Source organism: Nocardioides caeni (genome assembly GCF_004912195.1).
Classification (GTDB): Bacteria; Actinomycetota; Actinomycetes; order Propionibacteriales; family Nocardioidaceae; genus Nocardioides; species Nocardioides caeni.
In genome coordinates this window covers 65,860-90,086 of the sequence record NZ_STGW01000002.1, presented here as the reverse complement: position 1 = coordinate 90,086, position 24,227 = coordinate 65,860, and the positions used below count along the sequence as shown (strand labels likewise).

23 protein-coding genes and 1 tRNA gene are annotated in these 24,227 nt (G+C 70.8%); 18 read left to right on the top strand and 6 right to left on the bottom strand.

Annotated features, from left to right (window positions below; genetic code table 11):
* From E9934_RS04160 to E9934_RS04145, 4 genes are read right to left on the bottom strand one after another with little or no spacing between them, the layout of a single operon-like run.
* Positions 1 to 1,395 (bottom strand): maltokinase N-terminal cap-like domain-containing protein, encoded by a 1,395-nt coding sequence (locus tag E9934_RS04160; RefSeq protein WP_238694752.1) that lies wholly within the window; start codon positions 1,393 to 1,395, stop codon positions 1 to 3.
* A complete protein-coding gene (gene treS, locus E9934_RS04155) occupies positions 1,392 to 3,110 on the bottom strand; it encodes a maltose alpha-D-glucosyltransferase (RefSeq protein ID WP_202977189.1) in 1,719 nt (572 codons plus the stop codon). Before treS ends, E9934_RS04160 begins: the two co-directional genes overlap by 4 nt.
* On the bottom strand, positions 3,107 to 5,161 hold the full coding sequence (locus E9934_RS04150; RefSeq protein WP_136561612.1) for a maltotransferase domain-containing protein: 2,055 nt from the start codon (positions 5,159 to 5,161) through the stop codon (positions 3,107 to 3,109). Before E9934_RS04150 ends, treS begins: the two co-directional genes overlap by 4 nt.
* 9 nt (positions 5,162 to 5,170) lie before the next feature.
* Entirely contained in the window at positions 5,171 to 6,400 is a 1,230-nt protein-coding gene (locus tag E9934_RS04145) for a molybdopterin molybdotransferase MoeA (protein WP_136561611.1), read from the bottom strand.
* Positions 6,401 to 6,749: 349 nt separating this feature from the next.
* Here E9934_RS04145 and glgP point away from each other — a divergent pair, with 349 nt between their 5' ends.
* Entirely contained in the window at positions 6,750 to 9,347 is a 2,598-nt protein-coding gene (glgP, locus tag E9934_RS04140; protein WP_136561610.1) for an alpha-glucan family phosphorylase, read from the top strand.
* 19 nt (positions 9,348 to 9,366) lie between these two features.
* On the opposite strand, the gene glgX is transcribed toward glgP, so the two are convergent.
* Entirely contained in the window at positions 9,367 to 11,466 is a 2,100-nt protein-coding gene (gene glgX, locus E9934_RS04135) for a glycogen debranching protein GlgX (protein ID WP_136561609.1), read from the bottom strand.
* 60 nt (positions 11,467 to 11,526) lie between these two features.
* Between glgX and E9934_RS04130 the strand changes: the two genes are divergently transcribed.
* From E9934_RS04130 to E9934_RS04115, 4 genes are all read left to right on the top strand, one after another.
* Positions 11,527 to 12,393, top strand: a complete 867-nt coding sequence (locus E9934_RS04130; protein WP_425576936.1) for an enoyl-CoA hydratase/isomerase family protein — start codon at positions 11,527 to 11,529, stop codon at positions 12,391 to 12,393.
* A 7-nt stretch (positions 12,394 to 12,400) separates the two neighbouring features.
* Positions 12,401 to 12,766, top strand: a complete 366-nt coding sequence (locus tag E9934_RS04125) for a hypothetical protein (protein WP_238694751.1) — start codon at positions 12,401 to 12,403, stop codon at positions 12,764 to 12,766.
* Between the two features lie 184 nt (positions 12,767 to 12,950).
* The gene (locus E9934_RS04120; RefSeq protein ID WP_136561608.1) at positions 12,951 to 13,751 is read left to right on the top strand and encodes an electron transfer flavoprotein subunit beta/FixA family protein; all 801 of its coding nucleotides are present in this window, start codon (positions 12,951 to 12,953) and stop codon (positions 13,749 to 13,751) included.
* 30 nt (positions 13,752 to 13,781) lie between these two features.
* Positions 13,782 to 14,744, top strand: coding sequence for an electron transfer flavoprotein subunit alpha/FixB family protein (locus E9934_RS04115; protein WP_136561607.1), 963 nt, complete (start codon positions 13,782 to 13,784; stop codon positions 14,742 to 14,744).
* An 86-nt stretch (positions 14,745 to 14,830) separates the two neighbouring features.
* On the opposite strand, the gene E9934_RS04110 is transcribed toward E9934_RS04115, so the two are convergent.
* Positions 14,831 to 16,264: a lysyl oxidase family protein gene (locus tag E9934_RS04110; RefSeq protein ID WP_158294922.1), complete on the bottom strand. Its 1,434-nt coding sequence runs from the start codon at positions 16,262 to 16,264 to the stop codon at positions 14,831 to 14,833.
* A gap of 139 nt (positions 16,265 to 16,403) precedes the next feature.
* Here E9934_RS04110 and E9934_RS04105 point away from each other — a divergent pair, with 139 nt between their 5' ends.
* The 13 genes from E9934_RS04105 (at position 16,404) to E9934_RS04050 (ending at position 24,190) form a co-directional block, all read left to right on the top strand.
* Positions 16,404 to 17,654, top strand: coding sequence for a glutamate-5-semialdehyde dehydrogenase (locus E9934_RS04105; protein ID WP_136561605.1), 1,251 nt, complete (start codon positions 16,404 to 16,406; stop codon positions 17,652 to 17,654).
* A gap of 93 nt (positions 17,655 to 17,747) precedes the next feature.
* Positions 17,748 to 18,419 carry a CDP-alcohol phosphatidyltransferase family protein gene (locus tag E9934_RS04100; RefSeq protein WP_136561604.1) on the top strand — a complete coding sequence of 224 codons (672 nt, stop codon included), beginning with the start codon at positions 17,748 to 17,750 and terminating at the stop codon, positions 18,417 to 18,419.
* Positions 18,416 to 18,877: a VTT domain-containing protein gene (locus E9934_RS04095; protein WP_136561603.1), complete on the top strand. Its 462-nt coding sequence runs from the start codon at positions 18,416 to 18,418 to the stop codon at positions 18,875 to 18,877. The genes E9934_RS04100 and E9934_RS04095 overlap by 4 nt, the downstream gene beginning before the upstream one ends.
* Positions 18,878 to 18,896: 19 nt before the next feature.
* Entirely contained in the window at positions 18,897 to 19,061 is a 165-nt protein-coding gene (locus tag E9934_RS19505; RefSeq protein WP_158294921.1) for a hypothetical protein, read from the top strand.
* 8 nt (positions 19,062 to 19,069) lie between these two features.
* Positions 19,070 to 19,708 (top strand): nicotinate-nucleotide adenylyltransferase, encoded by a 639-nt coding sequence (gene nadD / locus E9934_RS04090; protein ID WP_136561602.1) that lies wholly within the window; start codon positions 19,070 to 19,072, stop codon positions 19,706 to 19,708.
* 11 nt (positions 19,709 to 19,719) lie between these two features.
* The gene (gene rsfS / locus E9934_RS04085; RefSeq protein ID WP_136561601.1) at positions 19,720 to 20,112 is read left to right on the top strand and encodes a ribosome silencing factor; all 393 of its coding nucleotides are present in this window, start codon (positions 19,720 to 19,722) and stop codon (positions 20,110 to 20,112) included.
* Positions 20,109 to 20,744, top strand: a complete 636-nt coding sequence (locus E9934_RS04080; protein ID WP_158294920.1) for a histidine phosphatase family protein — start codon at positions 20,109 to 20,111, stop codon at positions 20,742 to 20,744. Before rsfS ends, E9934_RS04080 begins: the two co-directional genes overlap by 4 nt.
* A gap of 43 nt (positions 20,745 to 20,787) precedes the next feature.
* Positions 20,788 to 20,860: transfer RNA gene (locus E9934_RS04075), tRNA-Ala, on the top strand.
* 107 nt (positions 20,861 to 20,967) lie between these two features.
* Positions 20,968 to 21,192 (top strand): hypothetical protein, encoded by a 225-nt coding sequence (locus E9934_RS04070; protein ID WP_136561599.1) that lies wholly within the window; start codon positions 20,968 to 20,970, stop codon positions 21,190 to 21,192.
* Positions 21,193 to 21,231: 39 nt separating this feature from the next.
* Positions 21,232 to 21,630 (top strand): hypothetical protein, encoded by a 399-nt coding sequence (locus E9934_RS04065; protein WP_136561598.1) that lies wholly within the window; start codon positions 21,232 to 21,234, stop codon positions 21,628 to 21,630.
* Positions 21,623 to 22,459: an ammonia-dependent NAD(+) synthetase gene (nadE, locus tag E9934_RS04060; RefSeq protein WP_275106611.1), complete on the top strand. Its 837-nt coding sequence runs from the start codon at positions 21,623 to 21,625 to the stop codon at positions 22,457 to 22,459. Before E9934_RS04065 ends, nadE begins: the two co-directional genes overlap by 8 nt.
* Before the next feature lie 8 nt (positions 22,460 to 22,467).
* Positions 22,468 to 22,953, top strand: coding sequence for a CinA family protein (locus E9934_RS04055; RefSeq protein ID WP_202977188.1), 486 nt, complete (start codon positions 22,468 to 22,470; stop codon positions 22,951 to 22,953).
* A gap of 55 nt (positions 22,954 to 23,008) precedes the next feature.
* Positions 23,009 to 24,190: a zinc-dependent alcohol dehydrogenase gene (locus tag E9934_RS04050; RefSeq protein WP_136561596.1), complete on the top strand. Its 1,182-nt coding sequence runs from the start codon at positions 23,009 to 23,011 to the stop codon at positions 24,188 to 24,190.
* The last annotated feature ends 37 nt before the right edge of the window (positions 24,191 to 24,227 follow it).

Here is a 24,227-nt window from a genome sequence, read left to right as displayed (position 1 = left end):
TCAGCCCGCCACGAGCCGGGCGACGCCCTCCAGGGGGATCGGCAGCCAGGTGGGCCGGTTGCGCGCCTCGTAGACGCACTCATAGACCGCCTTGTCGACGACGTAGGCGGTCAGGAGGGTGCGGTCGGTGGCGCCGAACCCCGCCTCGCCGCAGTACGACGCCAGGAAGGCCCGCCGGTTGCGACGAGCCCACTCGCCGGCCCGTGTGGCGCGCTGGTGTCGCACGTCCGGGTCGTCCTCGGGCAGGGAGGCCGCGACGGCGTGCGGCGCGTAGTCGAAGGACCGGGTCATGCCGGCGACGTCGCGCCACGGGCTGTCGGGCAGCAGGCGCTCGGCCAGCGGCTTCGCCGGCTCGCCCTCGAAGTCGACGACCTTCCAGCCCAGCACCGTCCGCAGGGTCTGGCCCAGGTGGAGGTCGCCGTGCACCCGCTGGACGGGGATCTCGCCGAGACCGGCCAGCGCTCCGAACGCGGTCCGGGCGCCGTCGGCGTGCTCCGCCAGGCCCGGCACGACCTCGATGGCCGCTGCGAGACGGGCCGCCATCTGGTCGGCGACGAAGCCGGCATCGACGGTGTCCGTGCCGAACGCGTCGCGCAGCTGGCCGTGGATCTCGGCCAGTGCCTCCCCGAGGCGGGCGGCCTCGCTCGCGAAGTCGCCGCCGACCTCGGCCGCGTGCAGGTCCGCCTCGGCGAAGAGGTCACGGACGCTGGCGAGCGCGATCTCCCAGCCGTCGCTGGCGGTGCGCAGGAACTGCTGGAGCATGGCCAAGTGGGTGGTTTCGAGGCTCGTCGCTGGCGCTCCTCGCACCTCAACCAACGGAGACTCCACCCAGCCGTAGAGGTGGGCGATGTGGGTCGAGCCCGATTCGGTCAGGACGCGGTGGGTCGTCACGTCCGGGTTCTCTCCGGGCGTCACCTTGCGAAAGATCTTCAGCACGCAGTCCTCGCCGAAGAACACCGACGAGTTCGACTGCTCGCCGCTGAACGGGCTGGCTGCCGCGTCGAGGTCCAGCTCGTGGCCGGGGAGGCGGACGAAGGTGAGTTCGTTCCCGGCGGCGCCCGTCGAAGGGGCGTCGCCGAACGCCCGCAGGTAGGCCGCCATCGCCACGCGGTCGTGGACGGCGTCGTAGGCGAAGCGGCCGTCGCCGGCGGGCCAGCGCCCCACGAGGGCCCGGTCGATGTGGGGCTGCTCCTCGTCGTACAGCGCCAGCGGGAGCTGGTAGGACTCGGTCTCGCCGCTGCCGTAGTCGACCTCGGCCAGCACCACCACGACGTCAGGAGGACCGGGCACCCGCCCGATCTCCTCGGCGCGGGTGACCTCGAAGTCGCGGCCCTTGCCCCCGAACCAGCGGCTCTGGGCCAGGAAGTCCGTGAAGGCGGGATCGACGTCGGTCACAGCACCGGCCTCCCGGTCGTCTCGGGATCGGTGAGCCGGAACCAGTAGAAGCCGTGACCACTGAGGGTCAGCAGGTAGGGCAGCTCGCCGATGGGCGGGAACGGGACCCCGCCGATCAGCTCGACCGGCACCCGCCCCTCGAAGCGGCGCAGGTCGAGCTCGACGGGCTGCGGGAAGCGGGAGAGGTTGTTGACGCACAGGATGACGTCGTCGTCGCCGCCCGCGTCGCTCGCGCGCGTCTGTTGGCGCACGTAGGACAGCACGGTCGGGTTGGAGCCGCCCAGGTCGTCGAAGGTGCCGAGCCCGAAGGCCTCGTGCTGGCGCCGGATGTGGATCATGCGGCGCGTCCAGTGCAGGAGCGAGGACGGGTTCTCGAGCTGGGCTTCGACATTGACGCTCTGGTACCCGAAGACCGGGTCCTGGATCACCGGCAGGTGCAGCTTTCCCGGGGTCGCGGCGGAGAAGCCTGCGTTGCGGTCGGGCGTCCACTGCATCGGCGTACGCACGCCGTCGCGGTCACCGAGCCAGATGTTGTCGCCCATCCCGATCTCGTCGCCGTAGTAGAGGACGGGGGAGCCGGGCAACGACAGGAGCAGCGCGGTGAACAGCTCGATCTGGTTGGTGTCGTTGTCCAGCAGCGGAGCGAGCCGGCGGCGGATGCCGATGTTGGCCTTCATGCGGGGGTCCTTGGCGTACTCGCCCCACATGTAGTCGCGGTCCTCGTCGGCGACCATCTCCAGGGTCAGCTCGTCGTGGTTGCGCAGGAAGATGCCCCACTGGCAGCCGTCGGGGATGGCCGGCGTCTGCTCCATGATCTCCGAGATCGGGAAGCGCGACTCCCGCCGCACCGCCATGAAGATGCGCGGCATGACGGGGAAGTGGAAGGCCATGTGGCACTCGTCGCCGCCGACCGCCGGGTCGCCGAAGTACTCGACGACGTCGGACGGCCACTGGTTGGCCTCGCACAGCAGGACCCGTCCGGGGTAGTTGTCGTCGACGAAGCGCCGCACCTGGCGCAGGAACTCGTGGGTCTCCGGGAGGTTCTCGCCGTTCGTGCCGGGGCGCTCGTAGAGGTAGGGCACGGCATCGAGCCGGAAGCCGTCGAGGCCCATGTCGAGCCAGAACGCCATCGCCTCCAGCATCGCCTCCTGCACCTTCGGGTTGTCGAAGTTGAGGTCGGGCTGGTGGTGGAAGAAGCGGTGCCAGTAGTACTGGCCGCGGGCCTGGTCCCACGTCCAGTTCGACGGCTCGGTGTCGACGAAGATGATCCGCGCGTCCTGATAGAGCTCGTCGGTCTCGGACCAGACGTAGAAGTCGCCGTAGGGCCCCTCCGGGTCGCTCCGCGAGGCCTGGAACCACGGGTGTGCGTCGCTGGTGTGGTTCATGACGAAGTCGATGATCACGCGGATGCCGCGCTCGTGCGCCGCGTCGAGGAAGGCGTGGAAGTCCTCGACCGTCCCGGCCTCCGGGAGGATGCCGGTGTAGTCCGCGACGTCGTAGCCACCGTCGCGCAGCGGCGAGGTGAAGAACGGCGGCACCCACAGACAGTCGACGCCCAGCCACTGCAGGTAGTCGAGCTTCTCCATGAGGCCGCGGAAGTCACCGGTGCCGTCGGCGTTGGAGTCGCGGAACGCGCGGACCAGCACCTCGTAGAAGACCGCGGTCTTGAACCACTCCGGCTCCTCGTTGAGGACCGTGCTCGCGGGTCGGCTCACGCATGCTCCTTCACGACCAGGATGTGGGCGGGTTGGCTGGGGTCGAGACGCACGTAGTTGTGCTCCGACCAGGTCCACTCTGACCCGGTCGGCTCGTCGAGGACGGTGAACGTCGTGCCGGGGGGCAGCCCGAGTGCGGCGAGGTCGAGATGCACCATCGCCTCCCGTGCGTTGTGCGGGTCGAGGCTCAGCACGACGATGACGCGATCGGCCGACGCCGCCGGTTGAGGTGCGGGCCCGCGAGCCTCGAGCCCAGTCGAGACCTTGCTGAAGCACACGACGTGGTCGTCGTCGGCCTGGTGCATTCGCAGGTTGCGCAGTGCCTGCAGCGCCGGATGACGGCGCCGCACGTCGTTGAGCATCGTGACGTACGCCGTCAGGTCGGCGCCGACCGTGCCGGGGGCCGTGGCTGCGGCCCAGTCCCGGACGCGGATCTGGTACTTCTCGGAGGCGAGGTACTCCTCGCTACCGGGGCGCACGGCCACGTGCTCGCCGAGCTCGTAGCCGGCATACATGCCCCACGAGGGAGAGGCCAGCGCCGCGAGCGCGGCCCGCAGGCGGAAGGCGCCCGGGCCGCCGTACTGCAGGAACTCGTGGAGGATGTCGGGGGTGTTGACGAAGAAGTTGGGCCGCATCCGGTGCGCGGACTCCGAGGACACCTCGACCAGGTAGTCCTCGACGTCGACCTTGGCGGTGCGCCAGGTGAAGTAGGTGTAGGACTGGTGGAAGCCGATCGCGCCGAGGGTCTGCATCATCGGCGGCTTGGTGAACGCCTCGGACAGGAACAGCACGTCCGGATCGGTGCCCCGGACCTCGGCGAGCAACCACTGCCAGAACGCGACCGGCTTGGTGTGCGGGTTGTCGACACGGAAGATGCGGACCCCGTGGGCCATCCAGTGCCGCACCACCCGCAGCACCTCCGTCGCGAGGCTGTCGGGGTGGTCGTAGGGATGCGCGTCGAAGTTGACGGGGTAGATGTCCTGGTACTTCTTCGGCGGGTTCTCCGCGTAGGCGATGGTGCCGTCGACGCGTGTGGTGAACCACTCCGGATGCGCGGGCACCCACGGGTGGTCGGGCGCGCACTGCAGCGCCAGGTCGAGGGCGGCCTCCAGGTCGAGCTCGCGGGCCCGGGCGACGAAGGCGTCGAAGTCGGCGATCGTGCCGAGGTCGGGGTGCACGGCGTCGTGGCCGCCGTGGCGGCTGCCGATGGCCCAGGGGGAGCCGCTCCAGTCGGACGGGGTCGGCTCACCGTCGGGCAGCACGGCGTTGTTGGGGCCCTTGCGGTTGACCTCGCCGATGGGGTGGATCGGGGGCAGGTAGACGACGTCGAAGCCCATGGCCGCCACCGCGGGCAGCCGCTCGGCCGCGGTGCGGAAGGTGCCGGAGGTGACGTCGCCCGTCGTGGCGTCGTAGGAGGCGCCCTCGGAGCGGGGGAAGAACTCGTACCAGCTGCCGAACAGGGCGCGGGGACGGTCGACGAAGACCGGGAACGGTCCGGCGACGGTGACGAGCTCGCGCAGGGGATGGGCCGCCAGCACGGCACGGAGCTCGGGCGCCTCCAGCTGCGCGAGCCGCGCCTCGGCGGGCCGCTTGCTGTCGCGCGCGGCCTTGGCGGCGGCACGAAGGACGGCCTGCTCGGGTCGCTTGAGACCGCCGGCCTTCACCGTCCGCTCCAGCAGCAGCGCTCCCTCGGTGAACATCAGCTCGACGTCGATGCCCGCGCGGATCTTGATGCCCGCGGCGTGCTGCCAGGTGGCCACCGGGTCGGACCAGGCCTGCACCTCGAAGGTCCAGGCGCCGGGGGAGTCCGGGGGCACCCAGGCGACGTGACGGTCGACGCTGTGCCGGTCGGTCGCAGGCGTCGGTGCCATCCGCACCGGTGGTCGCTGCTGGCCGTCGGCGTCGCGCAGCACGACCTCGGCTCCGAGCCGGTCGTGCCCCTCGCGGAACACGGTCGCGGCGACCGGGAAGGCCTCGCCGACGCTCGCCTTCGCGGGTCGCGCGCCATCGAGCACGGGCGTCACGTCGATCACAGGAATGCGTCCGACCATGGTCCGAACCTACCGAGCGAGCAAGTCCCACACATCCACGAGTGACCCGGCCGCCACCGGTCCGCCATCGGCGGGCAGGTCGATGAGGGCGTCGGCGCCGGCGAACCACCCGAGGAAGCCCGATCCGGCCGGACCCCAGGGACTGACCTCGCCCGTACGGCGATCCAGGCGGGCGCGGCGCAGCTGTCGCTTGCCGGGCGGACCGGTGAGCGCCTCGGTCAGGGTGGCGCGGACCGTGGCCCGTTGCTCGACGGGATGGCCGACCGCGGCGCGCAGCGCGGGACGGACGAACACTTCGAAGGACGTGAGCGCGCTGACCGGGTTGCCGGGCAGGCAGACCACGGGGACGCCGCCGACCGTGCCCGATCCCTGGGGCATGCCGGGCTGCATCGCCACCTTGACGAACTCCACGCCGCGCGGCCCGAGCCCGTCCTTGACGACCTCGTAGGCGCCGGCGCTGACCCCACCGGAGGTCAGCACGAGGTCGAGATCGCCGTGCGCCACGGCCTCGTCGAGCAGCGCGAGGAAGGCCGGCACGTCGTCGGCGACCCAGAGCGTCCGCAGCGCCTCGCCGCCCGCCTCCTCGACGGCGGCCGCGAGCAGGGCGCCGTTGGCGTCACGGATCTGGCCGGCGGTCGGATCGGGGTCCTCGGCGAGCTCGGAGCCCGTCGAGCAGACGAGCACCCGCGGCCGACGTCGGCAGCTCACCTCACGCACCCCCAGGGCGGCGAGCACGCCGATCGGGGCCGGTCCGAGCAGCGTGCCGGCCGGCAGCACTTCCTGACCGACGGCCACGTCGGCCCCGCTCGTGCGGACGAAGCTCCCGGACGCGCGCTCCTCGTTGATCGTCACGGTCGTCGTGCCGCCGTCGGTGGCCTCGACCTCCACCACCGCGTCCGCGCCACGGGGCAGCGGGGCCCCGGTCATGATCCGCATCGCCTGCCCCGGCGCGAGGTCACCGACCGGCGCCCCGGCGGGGATGTCGCCGGCCACCGGGAGCCGCACCGGTGCTTGCGCCGTCGCACCGGCGATGTCCGCGGACCGCACGGCATAGCCGTCCATCGCGGAGTTGTCGAAGGCGGGCAGCGGCTCGGCCGACGCCACCGGCTCGGCGAGGATCCGGTCGCGGGACTGCGTCAACGGCACCACCTCGGCCGGCCAGCCATCGGCGTGCCGGGAGGCGATCAGCGCGGCGACCTGCCGCTGGTGGTCGGCGGCGGAGCGGAGTGAGGTGCTCATCGGGAGCCAGCCTAGCTATCGCTCGTCGAGTAGCAGGCGAGCGCCAGCGAGCCGCGTATCGAGACGCCCGCAGCCGGTGCTCGGACTGTGTCGCGCCCGTGCACCGGTCTCGATACGCGCGTCGCGAGCTCGTTCCTCGCTCGCGGCGCTACTCGACCTCCCCGCCTGGTCAGCGACCCTGCTCGTACCTCGCAGGGTCGCTGGGCGGTGAACAGCCTGACGGGCGAGGCAGCCCCCATGACCCGCCTCGCCCGTCTGTACCCCTACCAACGCCCACTGCGGAGGGGGGTTACGGAGGTTCCTGGACGAATCCTTGGAACGTTCAAGTCGCATTGGCTACCGTCGATCCATGCGCGCCATCCGGAGGTTCACGGTCCGCCCCGTCCTGCCCGTCGAGCTCGCCCCGCTCGGTGAGCTCGCCGCCAACCTGCGCTGGTCGTGGCACCCACCGACCCAGGCGCTGTTCGCCGAGATCGACGACGAGCGGTGGGCGTCGGTCGGGCACGACCCGATCCGTCTCCTCGGCGAGGTTCCGGCCACCCGGTGGGACGAGCTGGCCGCCGACGAGTCCTACGTGGCCCGGGTGCACGACGTGCGGGCCGACCTGGCGTCGTACCTCACGGGGGAGCGGTGGTACCAGCGCGCCTCCGCGGCCGCGCCGGACGAGACGTGGCCGGCGTCGATCGCCTATTTCTCGCCGGAGTTCGGGATCACCGCGGTGCTGCCGCAGTATTCCGGCGGCCTCGGCATCCTCGCCGGCGACCACCTCAAGGCCGCCAGCGACCTCGGTGCGCCGATCGTCGGCGTCGGCCTGCTCTATCGCCACGGCTACTTCAAGCAGGCGCTCTCCCGTGAGGCCTGGCAGGTGGAGAGCTATCCGGTGCTGGATCCCGACGGGCTGCCGATCTCGCTCCTGCACGAGGAGGACGGCAGCCGGGCCACGATCTCGATGCGGATGCCGGGCGGGCCCGACCTGCTGGCCCGGATCTGGGTCGCGTCCGTGGGGCGCGTGCCACTGCTGCTCCTCGACACCGACTTCGAGGAGAACCCCGAGCCGTACCGGCTGGTCACCGACCGTCTCTACGGCGGCAACACCGAGCACCGGCTGCGTCAGGAGCTGCTGCTCGGTGTCGGTGGGGTGCGCGCGCTGCGCGCCTTCTCCCGGATCACCGGCGCTCCGACGCCCGAGGTCTTCCACACCAACGAGGGTCACGCCGGCTTCCTCGGGGTCGAGCGGATCCGTGAGCTGACCACCGGAGAGCAGGGTGCCGGCGGCCTCGACTTCGCGACCGCCCTCGAGGTCGGCCGGACGTCGACCGTCTTCACCACCCACACGCCCGTCCCCGCGGGCATCGACCGCTTCCCGCGCACGCTCGTCGAGCAGTACCTCGGCGACCAGGGCGCGACCCCCGGCGTGCCCGTCGACCTCGTGCTCGGCCTGGGTGCCGAGGACTACGAGGGCGGCGACCCCGGGGTGTTCAACATGGCGGTGATGGGCTTCCGGCTCGCGCAGCGCGCCAATGGCGTCTCGCAGCTGCACGGCCACGTCAGCCGCGGCATGTTCAACGGTCTGTGGCCGGCGTTCGACGAGGCCGAGGTGCCGATCACCTCGATCACCAACGGCGTGCACGCGCCCACGTGGGTCGCTCCCGAGGTCGTGGGCCTCGCGACCGCGCAGGGCGCCGATGCCGACGGCGACGACGCGGAGGCGTTCTGGGCGGCCTTCGACAAGGTGCCCGGCAGGGAGGTGTGGAGCACGAAGCGCGCACTGCGCGAGCGGCTGGTGGCCGACGCCCGTCGTCGTCTCCGCAGGTCCTGGGAGAAGCGCGGCGCGGCGCCGGCCGAGCTCGCGTGGATCGACGACGCGCTCGACCCGGACGTGCTGACCATCGGCTTTGCGCGTCGCGTGCCGTCGTACAAGCGGCTGACGCTGATGCTGCGTGACCCCGTGCGGCTCAAGGCGCTGCTGCTGCACCCCGAGCGTCCGGTCCAGCTGGTCGTCGCCGGCAAGGCCCACCCCGCCGACGAGGGCGGGAAGCGGCTGATCCAGGAGCTGGTCCGCTTCGCCGACGCCGAGGACGTGCGGCACCGGATCGTGTTCCTCCCCAACTACGACATCGCGCTCGCGCTGCCGCTCTATCCCGGCTGCGACGTGTGGCTCAACAACCCGCTGCGGCCCTACGAGGCGTGCGGCACCTCGGGCATGAAGGCCGCGCTCAACGGCGGCCTCAACCTGTCGATCCTCGACGGCTGGTGGGATGAGTGGTACGAGCCGGAGTTCGGTTGGCCGATCCCGTCCGCCGACGGCCTGGAGGACTACTCCGACAAGCGCGACGACCTCGAGGCGGCCGCCCTCTACGACCTGATCGAGAACGAGGTCGCGCCCCGTTTCTACGACGTCGACGGTGAGGGCGTGCCGGTCCGGTGGGTCGAGATGCTGCGCCACACCTGGGCCCAGCTCGGCCCGAAGGTCCTCGCCACCCGCATGGTCCGCGACTACATCGCGAAGCTCTATGCTCCGGCCGCCGCCTACTCCCGACTCCTCGCCGAGACGCCCGACGGTGCCCGCGACCTTGCTGCGTGGAAGGCCCGCGTCCGCAGTGCCTGGGGTGACGTCCGCGTCGAGCACGTGGAGGCCGCTGGCATCGGCGACACCGTCGAGGTGGGCGCCGGTCTCGTGGTGCACGCCTACGTGGCGCTCGGCGAGCTCGCCCCCGACGACGTCGAGGTCCAGCTGGTCCACGGCCGCGTCGACGCCGAGGACGACCTGGTGGACACCGCCGTCGCGCCGCTCCGCATCGTCGAGTCGTACGACGGCGGGCGGCACCGCTTCGACGGCGATCTCGAGCTCGGCCGCCCCGGTCCGTTCGGCTACACCGTGCGGGTCGTGCCGAGGCATCCGCTCCTCGTGGCGCCTGCCGAGCTGGGCGTCGTGGCGCTCGCCTGAAGGGAGGCTGGGAAGCCCGTCAGGCGTCGGTCTCCTGCATGACCACCACGCTGCGGGGGCCGATCGTCACGACGCCACCCACCTCTCCGCGCGTGCCGACGGGCAGGCCGGGATCGGTGGAGAGCACGATCTCCCCGGCGCGGACCCAGTCGTTCTCCGGCAGGTAGACGTCGACCGGCTCGGCGCCGGCGTGGAACCAGAGCAGGAAGGAGCTGTCGATCTGCTGCTCGCCGCGCGGCCCCGGCTGGCGAAGCGGCCGTCCGGACACGAACGTGCCGATGGTGCGCAGTCCGGCGTCCCACCAGTCGTCGTCGACCATCTCCCGCCCCGACGGGTGCAGCCAGGCCAGGTCCTTCGGCCCACCGACGATCGTCGGCCGGCCCTCGAACCAGTGGCGCTGGCGCAGCGCGGGGTGCTCGCGGCGCAACTGCAGGGCTGCCCGGGTGACGGCGTAGACGTCGAGCCACGCGTCGTCGGCTCGCCAGTCGACCCACGAGATCTCGTTGTCCTGGCAGTAGGCGTTGTTGTTGCCGCGCTGGGTGCGGCCGCGCTCGTCGCCGGCGGTGAGCATCGGGACGCCGTTGGACAGGCACAGCGTCGCCATCAGGTTGGCGGCCTGGCGCCGGCGCAGCGCGACGACGGCGGGATCGTCGGTCTCACCTTCGGCGCCGTGGTTCCAGGAGCGGTTGTTGTCGGTGCCGTCGCGGTTGTCCTCGCCGTTGGCCTCGTTGTGCTTGTGGTCGTAGGAGACCAGGTCGCGGACGGTGAAGCCGTCGTGGGCGGTGACGAAGTTGACCGAGTTGTAGGCCGAGCGCCCGTCGTCGGCGTAGAGGTCGGAGGAGCCGGCCAGCCGGGTCGCCACGGCGTGGGTGCCCTCCGACCCTCCGCGCCAGAAGTCGCGGATGGTGTCGCGGTACTGGTCGTTCCACTCCACCCACGGCGGCGGCATCCCACCGACCAGATAGCCGTCCATGGAGGTGTCCCAGGGCTCGGCGATCAGCTTCACGTGGCGCAGCACGGGATCCTGGCCGATCGCGATCAGCAGCTTGCAGGCCATGTCGACGCGGATCGCGTCCGGGCCGGCGGTGCGCGTGAGGGCGGACATCAGGTCGAACCGGAATCCGTCGACGTGCATCTCGGTCACCCAGTGGCGGAGCGAGTCGAGGATCAGGCGCAGCGCGAGCGGATCCTCCGAGTTCACCGTGTTGCCGCAACCGGTGACGTCCCAGTACGTGTCGTCGTACCCGCCGTCGGGATCGGGCACCCGGCGATAGAAGCCGCGGTCGTCCAGGCCGCGGAAGGAGTACGTCGGCCCGTCGGGACCGCCTTCGGCGGTGTGGTTGTAGACGACGTCGAGGATCACCTCGATGCCGGCAGCGTGCAGGCTGCGGACCATCTCCTTGAACTCGGTGACCTGCTGGCCCCGGTCGCCGGACGCGGAGTAGGCCGCGTGCGGCGCGAAGTACCCGATCGAGTTGTAGCCCCAGTAGTTCACCGTGCCGCGGTCGACCAGCGCGGGCTCGGAGAAGAATTGGTGCACGGGCAGCAGCTCGACGGCAGTGACGCCGAGGTCGCGCAGGTAGTCCGTGACGACGGGGTGCCCCAGCCCGGCGTAGGTGCCGCGGATCTCCTCGGGGACTCGGTCGTGCAGCTGCGTGAATCCCTTGACGTGGACCTCGTAGACGACGGTGTCGCGCCAGCGTCGGCGCATCGGCGTGTCGCCGTCCCAGTCGAACGCAGGGTCGACGACGACACTCTGGCAGGCCTCGGCCGTCCCGGACACGGCCAGACCGTAGGGGTCGAGCAGCAGGTGCTCCGGATCGAAGCGGAGTCCCTGCTCGGGCTCGTTCGGCCCGTCGGCCCGAAAGCCGTAGCGGGTGCCGGGTGCGACGTCGGGCAGGGCCCCGTGCCAGATCCCCAAGGACTGCTCGGTGAGCGGAAAGCGCCGTTCGCCCTCGCCGGGCCCGTCATCGAGCAGGCAGAGCCAGACCCCCGTCGCGTGGGGCGCGTGGACGGCGAAGTTGGTCGACTCCGGTGACCAGGTGGCGCCCAGTGGCCAGTTGCGACCGGGCCACACGGGGGTCTGCTCACCGAGGGATCGCCACATGCCAGGACTCACCCGCCCCATTGTTCCTGACGACTGGCTGCCGGCGGGATGACGGTGGAGCGGAGGGTTGGCGTGACCGACGACACGATGGCGCGGCACAATGCAGGCGGGGACCTGCGCGACTTCGTCCCCGACCACGACGAGAGGGAACAGATGACGTCCGAGTTCGTACGCCTGGAGGTCGCCGACGGAGTCGGCACGATCCGCCTCGATCGCCCGAAGGCCATGAACGCGATCAGCGTCCAGGTCCAGGACGAGTTGCTGCTGGCCGCCACCGAGGCGACCGAGCGCGACGACGTCCGGGCCGTCGTGATCTGGGGCGGCGAGCGGGTCTTCGCTGCCGGCAACGACGTCAAGGAGATGGCGGCCATGTCCTACACGGACATGCTCGACCGTGTCGACGCCCTGCAGGGTGCGGTCAACGCCGTGGCCCGGATCCCCAAGCCCGTGGTCGCCGCGGTCAACGGCTACGCCCTGGGCGGTGGCTGTGAGCTCGCGCTCGCGGCCGATGTCCGCTTCGCGGCCGAGAACGCCGTCCTCGGACAGCCCGAGGTCCTGCTGGGCATCATCCCGGGCGCCGGCGGCACCCAGCGACTCTCGCGCCTGGTCGGACCGAGCAAGGCCAAGGACCTGATGTTCACCGGCCGGTTCGTGAAGTCCGAGGAGGCGCTCGCCATCGGGCTGGTCGACCGGGTCGTCCCGGCGGACGACGTCTACTCCGAGGCCCTCGCCTGGGCGACCACCTTCGCCGGCGGAGCTCCCTACGCGCTGCGAGCCATCAAGGACGCTGTCGACCGTGGCCTGGAGACCGACATCGAGGCGGCGCTCCATCTCGAGCGGCAGCTGTTCACCGGCGTGTTCGGGACCGAGGACCGGGTGATCGGGATGCAGTCGTTCATCGACAACGGTCCCGGCAAGGCCGTCTTCGAGGGGCGGTGAGCAGCCGATGAGCGACAGGACCGATCAGACCGAACCGGTCGACGAGCCCGGACACGCGAGCCGCTCGCTCGCGATCGCCAGGGGCCGGGACCTCGCGGCCCGGGCCGTGTGGGGAGTCTGCGTGGCCCTCGCGCTGGTGGTGGCGGTCGCCGCCTTCACCTACGCACTGGAGGCCAACGACGACAACGGGCTCGTCAAGCTCGTCCGTGACCTCGCCGACGCCTTCGACCTCGGCTTCTTCGACCTGGACAACCCGGTCAAGGAGTTCACCGGCGACAACGCCGTGACGAAGAACGCGTTGTTCAACTACGGGCTGGCCGCGGTGGTCTATCTCGTGATCGGACGCGTGCTGGAGCGGATCATCCGCCCCTGACCGTCGCGACCGGCTCCCGCGTGGCGCGATCGATGTGACCGAGTCCACGTGGACGCGGTTACCGCGGTTGGTGACCGGGCGGTAGCCTGCGAGACGCTGTCCTCAGCGGACCGCTGATGTTCCCTGCCTCCATCTGTGGGGCGAGGCCACGAATGCACAGGAAGGGGCCGGTCCGGCCACAACCATGACTCTCTCCAACATTGTCGTCCTGGTGAAGTACGTCCCCGACGCGACGGGCGACCGCAAGTTCGAGGCGGACAACACCGTCGATCGCGTCGGTGTCGACGGTCTCCTCTCCGAGCTGGACGAGTACGCCGTCGAGCAGGCCCTGCAGATCAAGGAGAAGCGCGCTGACGAGGAGATCACCGTCACCGCGCTGACCGTCGGTCCGGCCGAGGCCGAGACCGCCGTCCGCAAGGCATTGCAGATGGGCGCCGACAAGGCGGTCCACGTCTCCGACGAGGCGATCGCCGGCTCCGACGCCGTCGCGACCTCGCTGGTGCTGGCCAAGGCCATCGAGAAGATCGGTGTTCCCGAGCTCATCGTCGGTGGCCTCGCGTCGACCGACGGTGGCCTGAGCGTCGTCCCGGCGATGCTCTCCGAGCGCCTCGGCCTGCCGCAGGTCACGCTCGCCGCGGTCGTCGAGACCCAGGGTGACCAGGTCCGCATCAAGCGTGACGGCGACACCGCCACCGAGGTCATCGGCGGCACCCTGCCGCTGGTCCTCTCCGTGACCGACCAGTCGGGCGAGGCCCGCTACCCGTCGTTCAAGGGCATCATGGCCGCCAAGAAGAAGCCGCTCGAGACGCTGTCGCTCTCCGACATCGGCGTCGACGCCGGTCAGGTCGGCCTCGACGCCGCCTGGACGTCGGTCGAGTCGGTCACCGCCCGCCCGCCGCGCACCGCCGGTGAGATCGTCAAGGACGAGGACGGCTCGGGCGCCACGGCGCTGGTCGAGTTCCTCGCCTCGAAGAAGTTCATCTGAGCGGCCGCGGAAAGTCTGGAGGAGTACGACATGTCTGAAGTTCTGGTTCTCGTCGACCACGTCGACGGTGCGGTCCGCAAGCCGACCTACGAGCTGCTCGCGATCGCCAAGCGCATCGGCGAGCCGTCGGCCGTGTTCATCGGCGGTGCCGACAAGGCCGCCGCCGCTGCTGACGCGGTGAAGGCCTACGGCGCCGAGAAGGTCTACGTCGTCGACGACGCGGAGATCAAGGGCTACCTGGTGGCCCCGAAGGCCGAGGTCCTGCAGCAGATCGCCGCGGCCGCCTCGCCGGCCGCGATCCTCATCCCGGCCTCGGCCGAGGGCAAGGAGATCGCCGGTCGTCTCGCGATCAAGCTCGAGTCGGGCCTGATCACCGACGCTGTCGACGTGCAGGTCAACGGCAGCGACATCGTCACCACCCAGTCGGTCTTCGCCGGCAACTTCACGGTGGAGGCCAAGGTCACCCAGGGCACGCCGATCATCGCGGTCAAGCCCAACGCCGCGGCCCCCGAGGAGGGTGCCGGCGCCGGTGCGGTCGAGGAGTTCGCCGCGACCATCTCCGACGCCGCCAAGACCGCGCAGATCGTGGCTGCGCAGCCGCGTCAGTCGACCGGCCGTCCCGAGCTCACCGAGGCCGCGATCGTGGTCTCCGGTGGTCGTGGCACCGGTGGTGACTTCACCGCTGTCGAGGGTCTCGCCGACGCGCTCGGTGCCGCGGTCGGCGCCTCGCGTGCCGCCGTCGACTCGGGCTGGAAGCCCCACACCTTCCAGGTCGGCCAGACCGGCAAGGTCGTCTCGCCGCAGCTCTACGTCGCCAACGGCATCTCCGGCGCCATCCAGCACCGGGCCGGCATGCAGACCTCGAAGACCATCGTGGCCGTCAACAAGGACGAGGAGGCCCCGATCTTCGAGCTCGTGGACTTCGGCGTCGTCGGTGACCTCCACGCGGTCCTTCCGGCCGTGACCGCGGAGATCGAGAAGCGCAAGGGCTGATCACCAGCCGTCGCCAGCCGATCCGGCTGGCTGAACGCGAACGCCGCGGCCCCCTCGAGGGTGCCGCGGCGTTCGTGCATCCGCGGTCAGTACTCCTCGGCCGGCGGCTCCGCGATCACGCCGAGCCGGGTCACGGACAGCTTCCGGTTGGTCGGCGTACCACTCAGCCGGATCCGCCGCATCGCGACGTTGTTGGTCGTGCTCGTCTCGATGAGGTTGCCGTCGGGGTTGGCCTGCACGGCGACGTAGTAGATGCCGTTGGGCAGGTTGTCGACGCGGAAGGCCTGGCCGGCGCGGAACTGGGCGTAGGTGTCACCCGAGCCCGGCGAGAGCACCTGCCGCAGCGAGATCGAGCCCTCGTCGCCGCACGAGGTGTGCAGGTCGGTGTTGTCCGGCTGCCAGTCCGCCCCCGGGACCGTGTAGTCGACGGCGTCAGTGTTGGCGAGGCAGAAGGACTCCTTGCGCGAGCGCACCGCCTCGGTCTTGTCGGCGTTGAGCAGCGAGTAGCGCGCGAAGTCCTCGAAGTGCCAGTGATGGTGGCTCTCGGCGTCGTGCCAGATCATCGTGCCGACCTTCTCGTAGCCGGTCTGGTTGCCGTCGGCGTCGGTGAACACCTGGTAGGCGTCCATCTCGTCGTCGTTGCTGCCGCGGAAGCCGTCGACGATCATCGGGCTGTTGCCGGCGTTCCAGACGGTCGCGGAGAAGCGCAGGACCTTGCCGTTGGGCGAGAGTGTCATGCCGTACGCCGGCAGCGACTGCAGGTCGGCGAGGTCGTCGCCCGGGGCGCCGGCGCGCGCCGCCCTCGGCTCAGTGGCGGTCGGCTGGGCCACCCGTGCCCGGGCGGCACGCCCGTGGTGCTCCTCGGACTCCTCGCCGTCCTTGACCACCAGCGTGTAGGTGTGACGGCCCTCGGTCGCGCTCATGCCCAGTGCCCGCAGATAGGCGGACGTGATCGAGGCCGTGATCGTGTAGGTGCCGGGTCGCAGGCGGAAGGGCCGGTCCCACATCTCGACGCTGGCGAGCCAGTCCTCCTGGATGCCCTGCACGGATCCCTTGGTGTAGGGGTGGTAGGGACAGCCGGTCGGGTAGGGCGAACGCAGCGGCGCGTCGGGACTGGTGCGCTGGGTGTTCCAGGAGTTCAGGCAGATGTCCATGCGCCGGTCGGCGGCGATCGTGCCGTCGGCGCGCTTGGCAGTGACCCGCACGAACTTGCCCAGGCCGCCCCAGGAGCTGCCGGCGATCTCGGGGAGTGCCACGGGGCCGGAGGGCGACTGCCAGGTCGCGACGATCGGGCTCTTCCAGTTCGCGCGCGTCGAGTGCACCTCGAACGCGGTGTCGGGGGCGACCAGGTTGAGGCCCAGGCTCCCGACGTAGCCGTCCCACGACCAGGTCGTGACGGTCGGTGCGCCGGTCAGCTGCAGCGGCGGGCCGGTGGGCTCCGCCGAGGCCTGCTGGGGAGCGAGGGTGGTGAGGGTGAGGACCGCGGCGGTGAGCATCGCGGCGGGGAGACGGAACTTCAACTTTTCCTCCGTAGGTGACGTGCGCCGTCCCGAGCCGGACGATGCCTTGCTGATCATGACGTCACAGACACCGGTTTGGTTGCGTAATCCGCAACATGCCGACACCGGGGGAGAGGTGGGCCGCCTCTATCCTGTGGCCATGACGATCGAGGTCGAGGTCCGCGAAGTCGCCCAGCGCGCACGGGTCGCCAGCCGGACTCTGGCGCTGGCCACGCGGGCGCAGAAGGACGCGACGCTGCAGGCCATGGCCGAGGCGATGCTCGCCCGGGCGGAGGAGATCCTCGCCGCCAACGCCGAGGACGTCGCCCGCGCGGAGGCGGACGGCACCCCGGCCAACATCATCGACCGGCTGCGCCTGACCACTGATCGGCTCGAGGGCATGGCCCAGGGCCTGCGCGACGTGGCCGGCCTGGCGGACCCGGTCGGTGAGGTCGTGCGCGGCAGCGTGCTCGCCAACGGCCTGGAGCTGCGCCAGGTGCGGGTCCCTTTCGGGGTGGTCGGGATGATCTACGAGGCCCGACCCAACGTGACGGCCGATGCCGCGGGCATTTGCCTCAAGTCCGGCAACGCGGTACTGCTCCGGGGCAGCTCCTCGGCGCGGTCCAGCAACGCCGCGATCGTGACGGTGCTTCGGGACGCCGTCGCTGCCAGCGGTCTCGACGCCGACATCGTCCAGCTGGTGCCGGGCGACACCCACGACAGCGTCAAGGCGCTGATGCGGGCGCGTGGAGACGTCGACGTCCTCATCCCCCGCGGTGGTGCCGGCCTGATCCAGTCGGTCGTCAACGAGTCCACCGTCCCCGTCATCGAGACGGGCGTCGGCAACTGCCACGTCTACGTCGACCGGTCGGCCGATCTCGACAAGGCGCTGGCGATCGTGCTCAACGCCAAGACCCACCGCACCAGCGTGTGCAATGCCGCCGAGTCGCTGCTCGTCCACGCCGACGTGGCGGACGTCTTCCTGCCGCGTGTGGTGGCAGCGCTGCAGGCCGAGGGCGTGACCCTGCACGGCGACGACGCCTTCGGTGCCTTCGACGGCGTCGAGCCGGCCACGGACGACGACTGGGAGCGGGAGTATCTCCCCCTCGACCTCGCCGCCCGCGTCGTACCCGACCTCGACGAGGCCCTCGACCACATCCGTCGCTGGTCCAGCCAGCACACCGACGCCATCGTGACCGAGGACCAGGGAGCCGCCCGACGCTTCGTGGCCGAGGTCGACTCCGCGGCGGTGCTGGTCAACGCCTCGACGCGCTTCACCGACGGAGGCGAGTTCGGCTTCGGTGCCGAGATCGGCATCAGCACCCAGAAGCTGCACGCCCGCGGCCCGATGGGGCTCCCGGAGATGACGTCGACGAAGTACGTCGTCATCGGGGACGGTCACATCCGCTGACACCGTCGGCGTCGACGGCCGCTGGTCGAGCCGTCGACTGCCGTTCATCGACGGGTGCGTGGAGACGCTCCCACTGCACGATAGGTTGCGCGCATGGCAGGCTCACCGGACCGGATCTATGCCGATCCTTCGGTGGAGAGGCTCTTCACCGGGGCCACCATCATCACGTTCGTCCGGACGGTCATCACGTTGGCCATCGCGGTGTGGGCCGCCTACGACGAGAGCCTGACCTGGATCGTCATCGGGCTGGTCACCTACTGGATCGGCGACAGCATCGACGGCGAGTGGGCGCGGTGGCGCGACTGCGAGACGAGGATCGGCGCCGTCGTCGACATGATGTGCGACCGGCTCAGCTGCGGCGCCCTCTACGTCGGGCTGATCTGGCTCCAGCCGGGCGGATGGATCAGCGACGAGCCGATGACCTGGATCGGCATCCCGATCGCGATCTATCTCTTCGAGTTCATGGTCATCGACATGTACCTGTCGCTGGCCTTCCTCGCCTGGCCGATCCGCAGCCCCAACTACTTCCACGTGATCGACCGCCGGATCTATCTCTGGAACTGGTCGCGCGTGGGCAAGGCCGCCAACTCGGGGGCCTTCGCCGTGATCCTGCTGGTCACCGGCTGGGTCTGGCTCGGCGTCGTGATCGCGGTCGCGCTCCTGGTGCTCAAATGCGTGTCGCTGGGCTGGCTGCTCCAGCTCGGAGTGCCGGTGCCGCCGCGTGAGGCCGGCGCGTCCAGCCCGGACGAGGCAGCGTCGGCATGATCCTGTGGCTGACGACGTTCGCCTTCAGCATCGCGTCGGCCCTGCTGCCCTTCCTGCCCATCGAGGTCTACATCGTCGGTGCCGGCACGGTGGAGCGCTCCACCTCCGAGGCCCTCGCTCTCGGCATCGCCGCCGGCGCGGGGGCAACGGTCGGCAAGATCATCTGGTACGAGGCGGCGCGGCGCGGCTCGGCCTCCGCCTGGGCGCAGAAGAAGCTGTCCAATCCCAAGGTCAAGGCGGGCTACGAGCGCTGGACCGAGCGGATGCAGGGGCGGCCCTGGTACGGCATCGCCATCATCTTCCTGGCCTCCTCCGTCGGCATCCCGCCGCTGCTGGTGATGGCCGTCGTCGCCGGGCTGCTGCGGATGCCGATGTGGGCGTTCATCCCCACGGTCTTCGTCGGCCGCACGATCAGGTTCACCGCACTCTTCCTGGGCGCCGACTTCGCGCTCCACTGACGTTGGATACGATGCGGCCATGCTCAGCCAGATCAACCTCGCTGCCCTCGCCGTCGTCAGCGCCGCGGAGGAGTCGGGCGAAGCCGCCGTCAACCCGTGGGTCATCGGCGGCGTGGCGTTGGGATTCCTCCTGTTCCTGCTGCTGGCCCTCGTCTGGTTCGGCGGCGGGCGTGAGCACAGCTGAGTCCTGAGATGACGTCGCCGGCTCCTGTCGAGCCATCGTCGGGCCGGCGCACGCGGATCGGGGTGATGGGCGGGACGTTCGACCCCATCCACCATGGACACCTCGTGGCCGCGTCGGAGGTGCAGGGCTGGTTCGGACTCGACGAGGTCGTCTTCGTCCCCACCGGACAGCCCTGGCAGAAGGCCGACCGTGAGGTGTCGCCCGCCGAGCACCGCTACCTGATGACGGTGATCGCCACCGCGGCGAACCCGCGGTTCAAGGTGAGCCGGGTGGACATCGACCGGGACGGACCGACCTACACGATCGACACACTGCGGGACCTCCGTGCCGAACGCCCGGACGCCGATCTCTACTTCATCACCGGCGCCGACGCGCTCACCGACATCTTCAGCTGGCGCGACGCCGACGACGTCTTCGACCTGGCCCACTTCGTCGGCTGCACCCGTCCCGGGGCCGACATGGACCCTGACACCCTCGCCAGGATCCCGCAGGACCGCGTGACCATGGTGGAGGTGCCGGCCCTGGCCATCTCCTCCACCGACTGCCGCGAGCGGCAGCGCGCCGAACAGCCCGTCTGGTACCTCGTCCCCGACGGGGTCGTGCAATACATCACCAAGCACGGCCTCTACCCGACTCCCACCCACTGACCCGGAGACCCATGACTGCCACCGACCACGTCGTCGAACTGGTCCGCGCCGCGGCCCTCGCCGCCGCCGACAAGCTCGCCACCGACCAGCTGGCCTTCGACGTCAGCGAGCAGTTGGCCATCACCGACGCCTTCCTCCTCGCTACCGGCGCCAACGACCGCCAGGTCCGCGCCATCGTCGAGGAGGTCGAGGACAAGCTCCGCGAGCTCGGCGTCAAGCCGATCCGCCGCGAGGGGCACCGCGACGGACGCTGGGTGCTGCTCGACTACGGCGACCTCGTCGTCCACGTGCAGCACTCCGAGGAGCGCGAGTTCTATGCCCTCGAGCGCCTGTGGCGCGACTGCCCGACGATCGACCTCCCGGCCGAGATCCACGGCCCGGTGCCGCCCCCGCCGGCCGAGTGAGCCCCCGCCGACTCGTCCTCCTGCGCCATGGCCGCACGGCGTGGAACGCCGCGCACCGCATCCAGGGGCAGCTCGACACCGAGCTCGACGAGGTCGGCCTGGAGCAGGCGCGGGCCGTCGCCCCGGCCGTCGCGGCGCTGCACCCCGCAGTGGTGTGGTCGAGCGACCTGAGCCGTGCCCGGGTCACCGCGGACGAGGTCGCCAAGGAGTGCGGTCTCGTCCCGACGTACGACGAGAGGCTGCGGGAGTTCGCCCTCGGCGACTTCCAGGGCCTGACCCATGCCGAGCTCGCCTCCCGGGACGCCGACGCGTTCGCGCGCTTCCGGCGCGGGGAGTGGGAGGGCATCCCGGGGGCAGAGACGCCGCTCGCGGTGGCCGAGCGCTATGCCGCCGCCGTGCGCGAGCTCGCCGCGGTGCTCGCGCCGGGCGAGACCGGGGTCGCGGTGTCCCACGGAGCCGCGCCCCGCACCGGCCTGGTGCACTTCCTCGGCTGGCCGCTGGCCCAGGCCCGCGACTTCCGGGCCCTCGGCAACTGTGGCCGGGTCGTCCTCGAGCAGCGGGAGACGGGGGAGTGGGCCCTGTCGGCCTACAACCTGCCCCCCGATTTCACCTTGCCGGACGCGGTTGGCTAATATTTCGCGAGTTGGCCCGCTTCGGCAGGTCGCACAAGTGAATGGGGCTGTGGCGCAGCTGGTAGCGCATCTGCATGGCATGCAGAGGGTCAGGGGTTCGAGTCCCCTCAGCTCCACCGAGGAATGGGACGAAGGTCGATCTCCGCTGGAGGTCGACCTTCGTCGTTTCCCGATGCCGATCGACACCCCGGTCTGGCTCGCGGCTGGCGGGTACCGGTGGGCCATGAGCAATGGCACGGATGACAGCCAGCAGGCCGGCGAGCGTGAGAGCGCGGTCGGGATCTCCGACGACCAGCTGCCCGACGAGCTGGTGCCCAGTGACGACAACCCGCTGGCCGAGGGCCTCCCCGACGGCGAGACCGTCGACGGCCTTCTCACGGAGAAGAAGCCGGGGTTGTCCTCCGAGGACGATCCCTCGGACGACGCCCCCGCCGACGACACCCCCTGATCCGCGCGACCGTCCGCCATCACGAAGGGAAAGACACCTGTGACCCACACCACCACGCTCGACAAGATCAAGCACCTCGCCGGGGAGACCCTCAAGGTCCCGGCGGCCGCCACCGGTGCGGCCGTGGGGCTGGCGAAGACCGCGGCCGACCGGATCACGGGCGTCGTCGGATCGCTCGCCGGCGGGCGTCCCGAGACGGGACAACCGGCCCCGACATCGACGGCGCCGCCCCCGACCGAGACCGCGGTCGCCGTCGACCCCGAGCAGCCGGTCAACGTCACCGAGGAGCTCGGCCTCGACCCCGCGCCGGTCGCGAAGCCTAAGAAGCGCCGGCCGGCGCCGAAGCCCGTCACCGGGATCGACGCCGCCGCGGACACCACCGCCGTCGACGCCACGCCGGCCGACATCGCCGAGGCCGTCGACCCCACGCGTGAGTGAGGTCGACGTGCGTCAGGTGCGTGAGTCGACCGAGCAGGAGATCGTCGACCAGACGACCGTCCGCGCCGCGCTCGGGGTCGCTGACGAGTTCGACGCGACCACGGAGGTCGAGCGGCGAATCGACTTCCTGGCCGACTATCTCGAGCGGTCCGGCGCCGCCGGATACGTCCTGGGGATCAGCGGGGGTGTCGACTCCACGGTCGCAGGCCGGCTCGCCAGCATCGCCTGCGACCGGCTCGGCCGATCCTTCACAGCGGTGCGGCTGCCCTACGGCGTCCAGCGCGACGAGGTCGACGCCGCGGCGGCGGTGGCGTTCATCGGTCCCACGACGACGGTGACCATCGACATCAAGCCCGCTGTCGATGCGCTGCACGCTGCGATCAACACCGGCGACGTCACGGTCGAGCTCGCCGACTTCGTCAAGGGCAACATCAAGGCGCGCCAGCGGATGGCGGCGCAGTACGCCGTCGCCGGCCGGCTCGGCAGCCTCGTCGTCGGCACGGATCAGGCATCAGAGGCGGTGATGGGCTTCTTCACCAAGTACGGCGACGGTGCCTTCGACGTCGGCCCCCTCCTGGGGCTCACGAAGGCCCGCGTGCTCGCCCTCGGGCGTGAGCTGGGCGCTCCCGCCCACCTGGTGGAGAAGGTGCCCACGGCGGACCTGGAGGACCTGCGCCCCGCCCTGCCGGACGAAGTCGCCTACGGCGTGACCTATGCCGAGATCGATGCCTACCTGGTGGGTGACGAGGTCGGCGAGCGCGCCAGGACGGCGATCGAGGACGCCTATCGACGCACGGCGCACAAACGCCGGCTCCCGCCGGGGCCCTGAGCGTGGTCGTGCAGCAGGACGCAGTGGTCGGCGACGTGGTCGAGCAGATCGCTTCGATCGCCGCGGAGCGGTCCCTCACCGTCGCCTGTGCCGAGTCCCTGACCGCCGGTGCCATCGCCAGCGCGCTGGCGCGGGGTGAGGGCGCGGCCTCGTGGTTCGCCGGTGGCGTCGTCTCCTACATGAGCGAGGTGAAGTTCCAGGTCCTCGGCGTCGCCGAAGGTCCCGTCGTCACCGCCTCCTGCGCCGAGGAGATGCCCCGCGGCGTGAACGCGCTGCTCGGATCCCGAGCGTCCGTCGCGGTCACAGGGGTCGGAGGCCCCGGCGAGGAGGAGGGTGAGCCCCCGGGGACGGTCTTCATCGCCACCTGCGTCGAGGATCGCATCGATGTCACCCGGCACCTGTTCGAGGGCGACCCGCCCAGCGTCCTGGAGCAGACCACCGCGGCCGCCTGCGCCCGGCTGCTCGACCGGCTGCGCGCGATGCCGACGCTCTGACCCGGATCTCGCCCGGCTCCGGCTGGGTTCCGGGTGGTGCGGGTACGGGTCCCGCATGCGAGCAGTCACTTGGCAGGGCCCCCGCGACATCCGCGTCGAAGACGTGCCGGATCCGACGATCATCGAGCCGACGGATGCCATCATCCGGGTCACCACCACCGGCTTGTGCGGCTCCGACCTGCACCTCTACGAACCCTTGGCCCCCTTCATGACCCCCGGGGACATCGTCGGTCACGAGCCGATGGGCATCGTCGAGGAGGTCGGCTCGGCCGTCACCGACCTCGCCCCCGGCGGTCGCGTGGTCGTGCCCTTCAACATCAGCTGCGGCGAGTGCTGGATGTGCGGCCAAGGACTTCACAGCCAGTGTGAGACGACCCAGAACCGCGACTACGGCACCGGTGCGAGCCTGCTCGGCTACAGCAAGCTCTACGGCGCCGAGCCGGGAGGGCAGGCGGAGTACCTGCGTGTGCAGTTCGCGGACTTCCTGCCGATCAAGGTGCCCGAGGGGCCCTCCGATGACCGGTTCGTCTACCTCTCCGACGTGCTGCCCACCGCCTACCAGGCGGTTCGGTACGCCGATGTCTCTGACGACGACGTGCTCCTGGTGATGGGCGCGGGGCCGATCGGGGACATGGCCGCCCGGATCGCCCTGCACGAAGGCCGCCGGGTGATCGTCGCCGATCGGGTGCCCGAGCGGCTGGAGCGGATGCGGGCCCGGGGCGCCGAGACCGTCGACATCGACGCCGTCGACGACCTCGGCAACGAGGTCCGCGACCGCACCTCCGGCCGCGGCGCCGACGCCGTCATCGACGCCGTCGGGATGGAGGCACACGGCAACCCGGTGGCGGAGAAGGTCATCAAGGCCGTCGGCCTGCTGCCGGACGCCGCCGCGGAGAAGTTGATGCTCAACGTCGGGATCGACCGCCTGGCAGCCCTGACCGGGTCCATCGACGCGGTGCGCCGCGGCGGGACGGTCTCCGTCGTCGGCGTCTACGGCGGCGCCACCAGTCCGCTGCCGCTCATGCAGATGTTCGACAAGCAGGTCCAGATCCGGATGGGCCAGGCCAACGTCCGTCGATGGTCCGAGGAGATCCTGCCGCTCGTGCTCGACGACACGGACCCGCTCGGCACGGAGGACTTCGCCACCCACCGGCTCCCGCTGGAGGAGGCCCCCAACGCCTACGCGAAGTTCCGGGCCAAGGAGGACGGCATGGTCAAGGTCGTCTTCACGCCGTGATGGTCACTTCAACGCGTCGGCCCGAGGGCGGACGGAT

Bases quoted from the DNA above. Each gene is read 5' to 3' on its own strand.
- E9934_RS04105 (WP_136561605.1), top strand. From the start codon at position 16,404: ATGACGATCGAGGTCGAGGTCCGCGAAGTCGCCCAGCGCGCACGGGTC.
- E9934_RS19505 (WP_158294921.1), top strand. From the start codon at position 18,897: ATGCTCAGCCAGATCAACCTCGCTGCCCTCGCCGTCGTCAGCGCCGCG.
- rsfS (WP_136561601.1), top strand. From the start codon at position 19,720: ATGACTGCCACCGACCACGTCGTCGAACTGGTCCGCGCCGCGGCCCTC.
- E9934_RS04145 (WP_136561611.1), bottom strand. From the start codon at position 6,400: ATGAGCACCTCACTCCGCTCCGCCGCCGACCACCAGCGGCAGGTCGCC.
- E9934_RS04070 (WP_136561599.1), top strand. From the start codon at position 20,968: ATGAGCAATGGCACGGATGACAGCCAGCAGGCCGGCGAGCGTGAGAGC.
- E9934_RS04100 (WP_136561604.1), top strand. From the start codon at position 17,748: ATGGCAGGCTCACCGGACCGGATCTATGCCGATCCTTCGGTGGAGAGG.
- E9934_RS04115 (WP_136561607.1), top strand. From the start codon at position 13,782: ATGTCTGAAGTTCTGGTTCTCGTCGACCACGTCGACGGTGCGGTCCGC.
- glgP (WP_136561610.1), top strand. From the start codon at position 6,750: ATGCGCGCCATCCGGAGGTTCACGGTCCGCCCCGTCCTGCCCGTCGAG.
- E9934_RS04120 (WP_136561608.1), top strand. From the start codon at position 12,951: ATGACTCTCTCCAACATTGTCGTCCTGGTGAAGTACGTCCCCGACGCG.
- E9934_RS04050 (WP_136561596.1), top strand. From the start codon at position 23,009: ATGCGAGCAGTCACTTGGCAGGGCCCCCGCGACATCCGCGTCGAAGAC.
- E9934_RS04125 (WP_238694751.1), top strand. From the start codon at position 12,401: ATGAGCGACAGGACCGATCAGACCGAACCGGTCGACGAGCCCGGACAC.
- E9934_RS04150 (WP_136561612.1), bottom strand. From the start codon at position 5,161: ATGGTCGGACGCATTCCTGTGATCGACGTGACGCCCGTGCTCGATGGC.
- nadD (WP_136561602.1), top strand. From the start codon at position 19,070: ATGACGTCGCCGGCTCCTGTCGAGCCATCGTCGGGCCGGCGCACGCGG.
- E9934_RS04095 (WP_136561603.1), top strand. From the start codon at position 18,416: ATGATCCTGTGGCTGACGACGTTCGCCTTCAGCATCGCGTCGGCCCTG.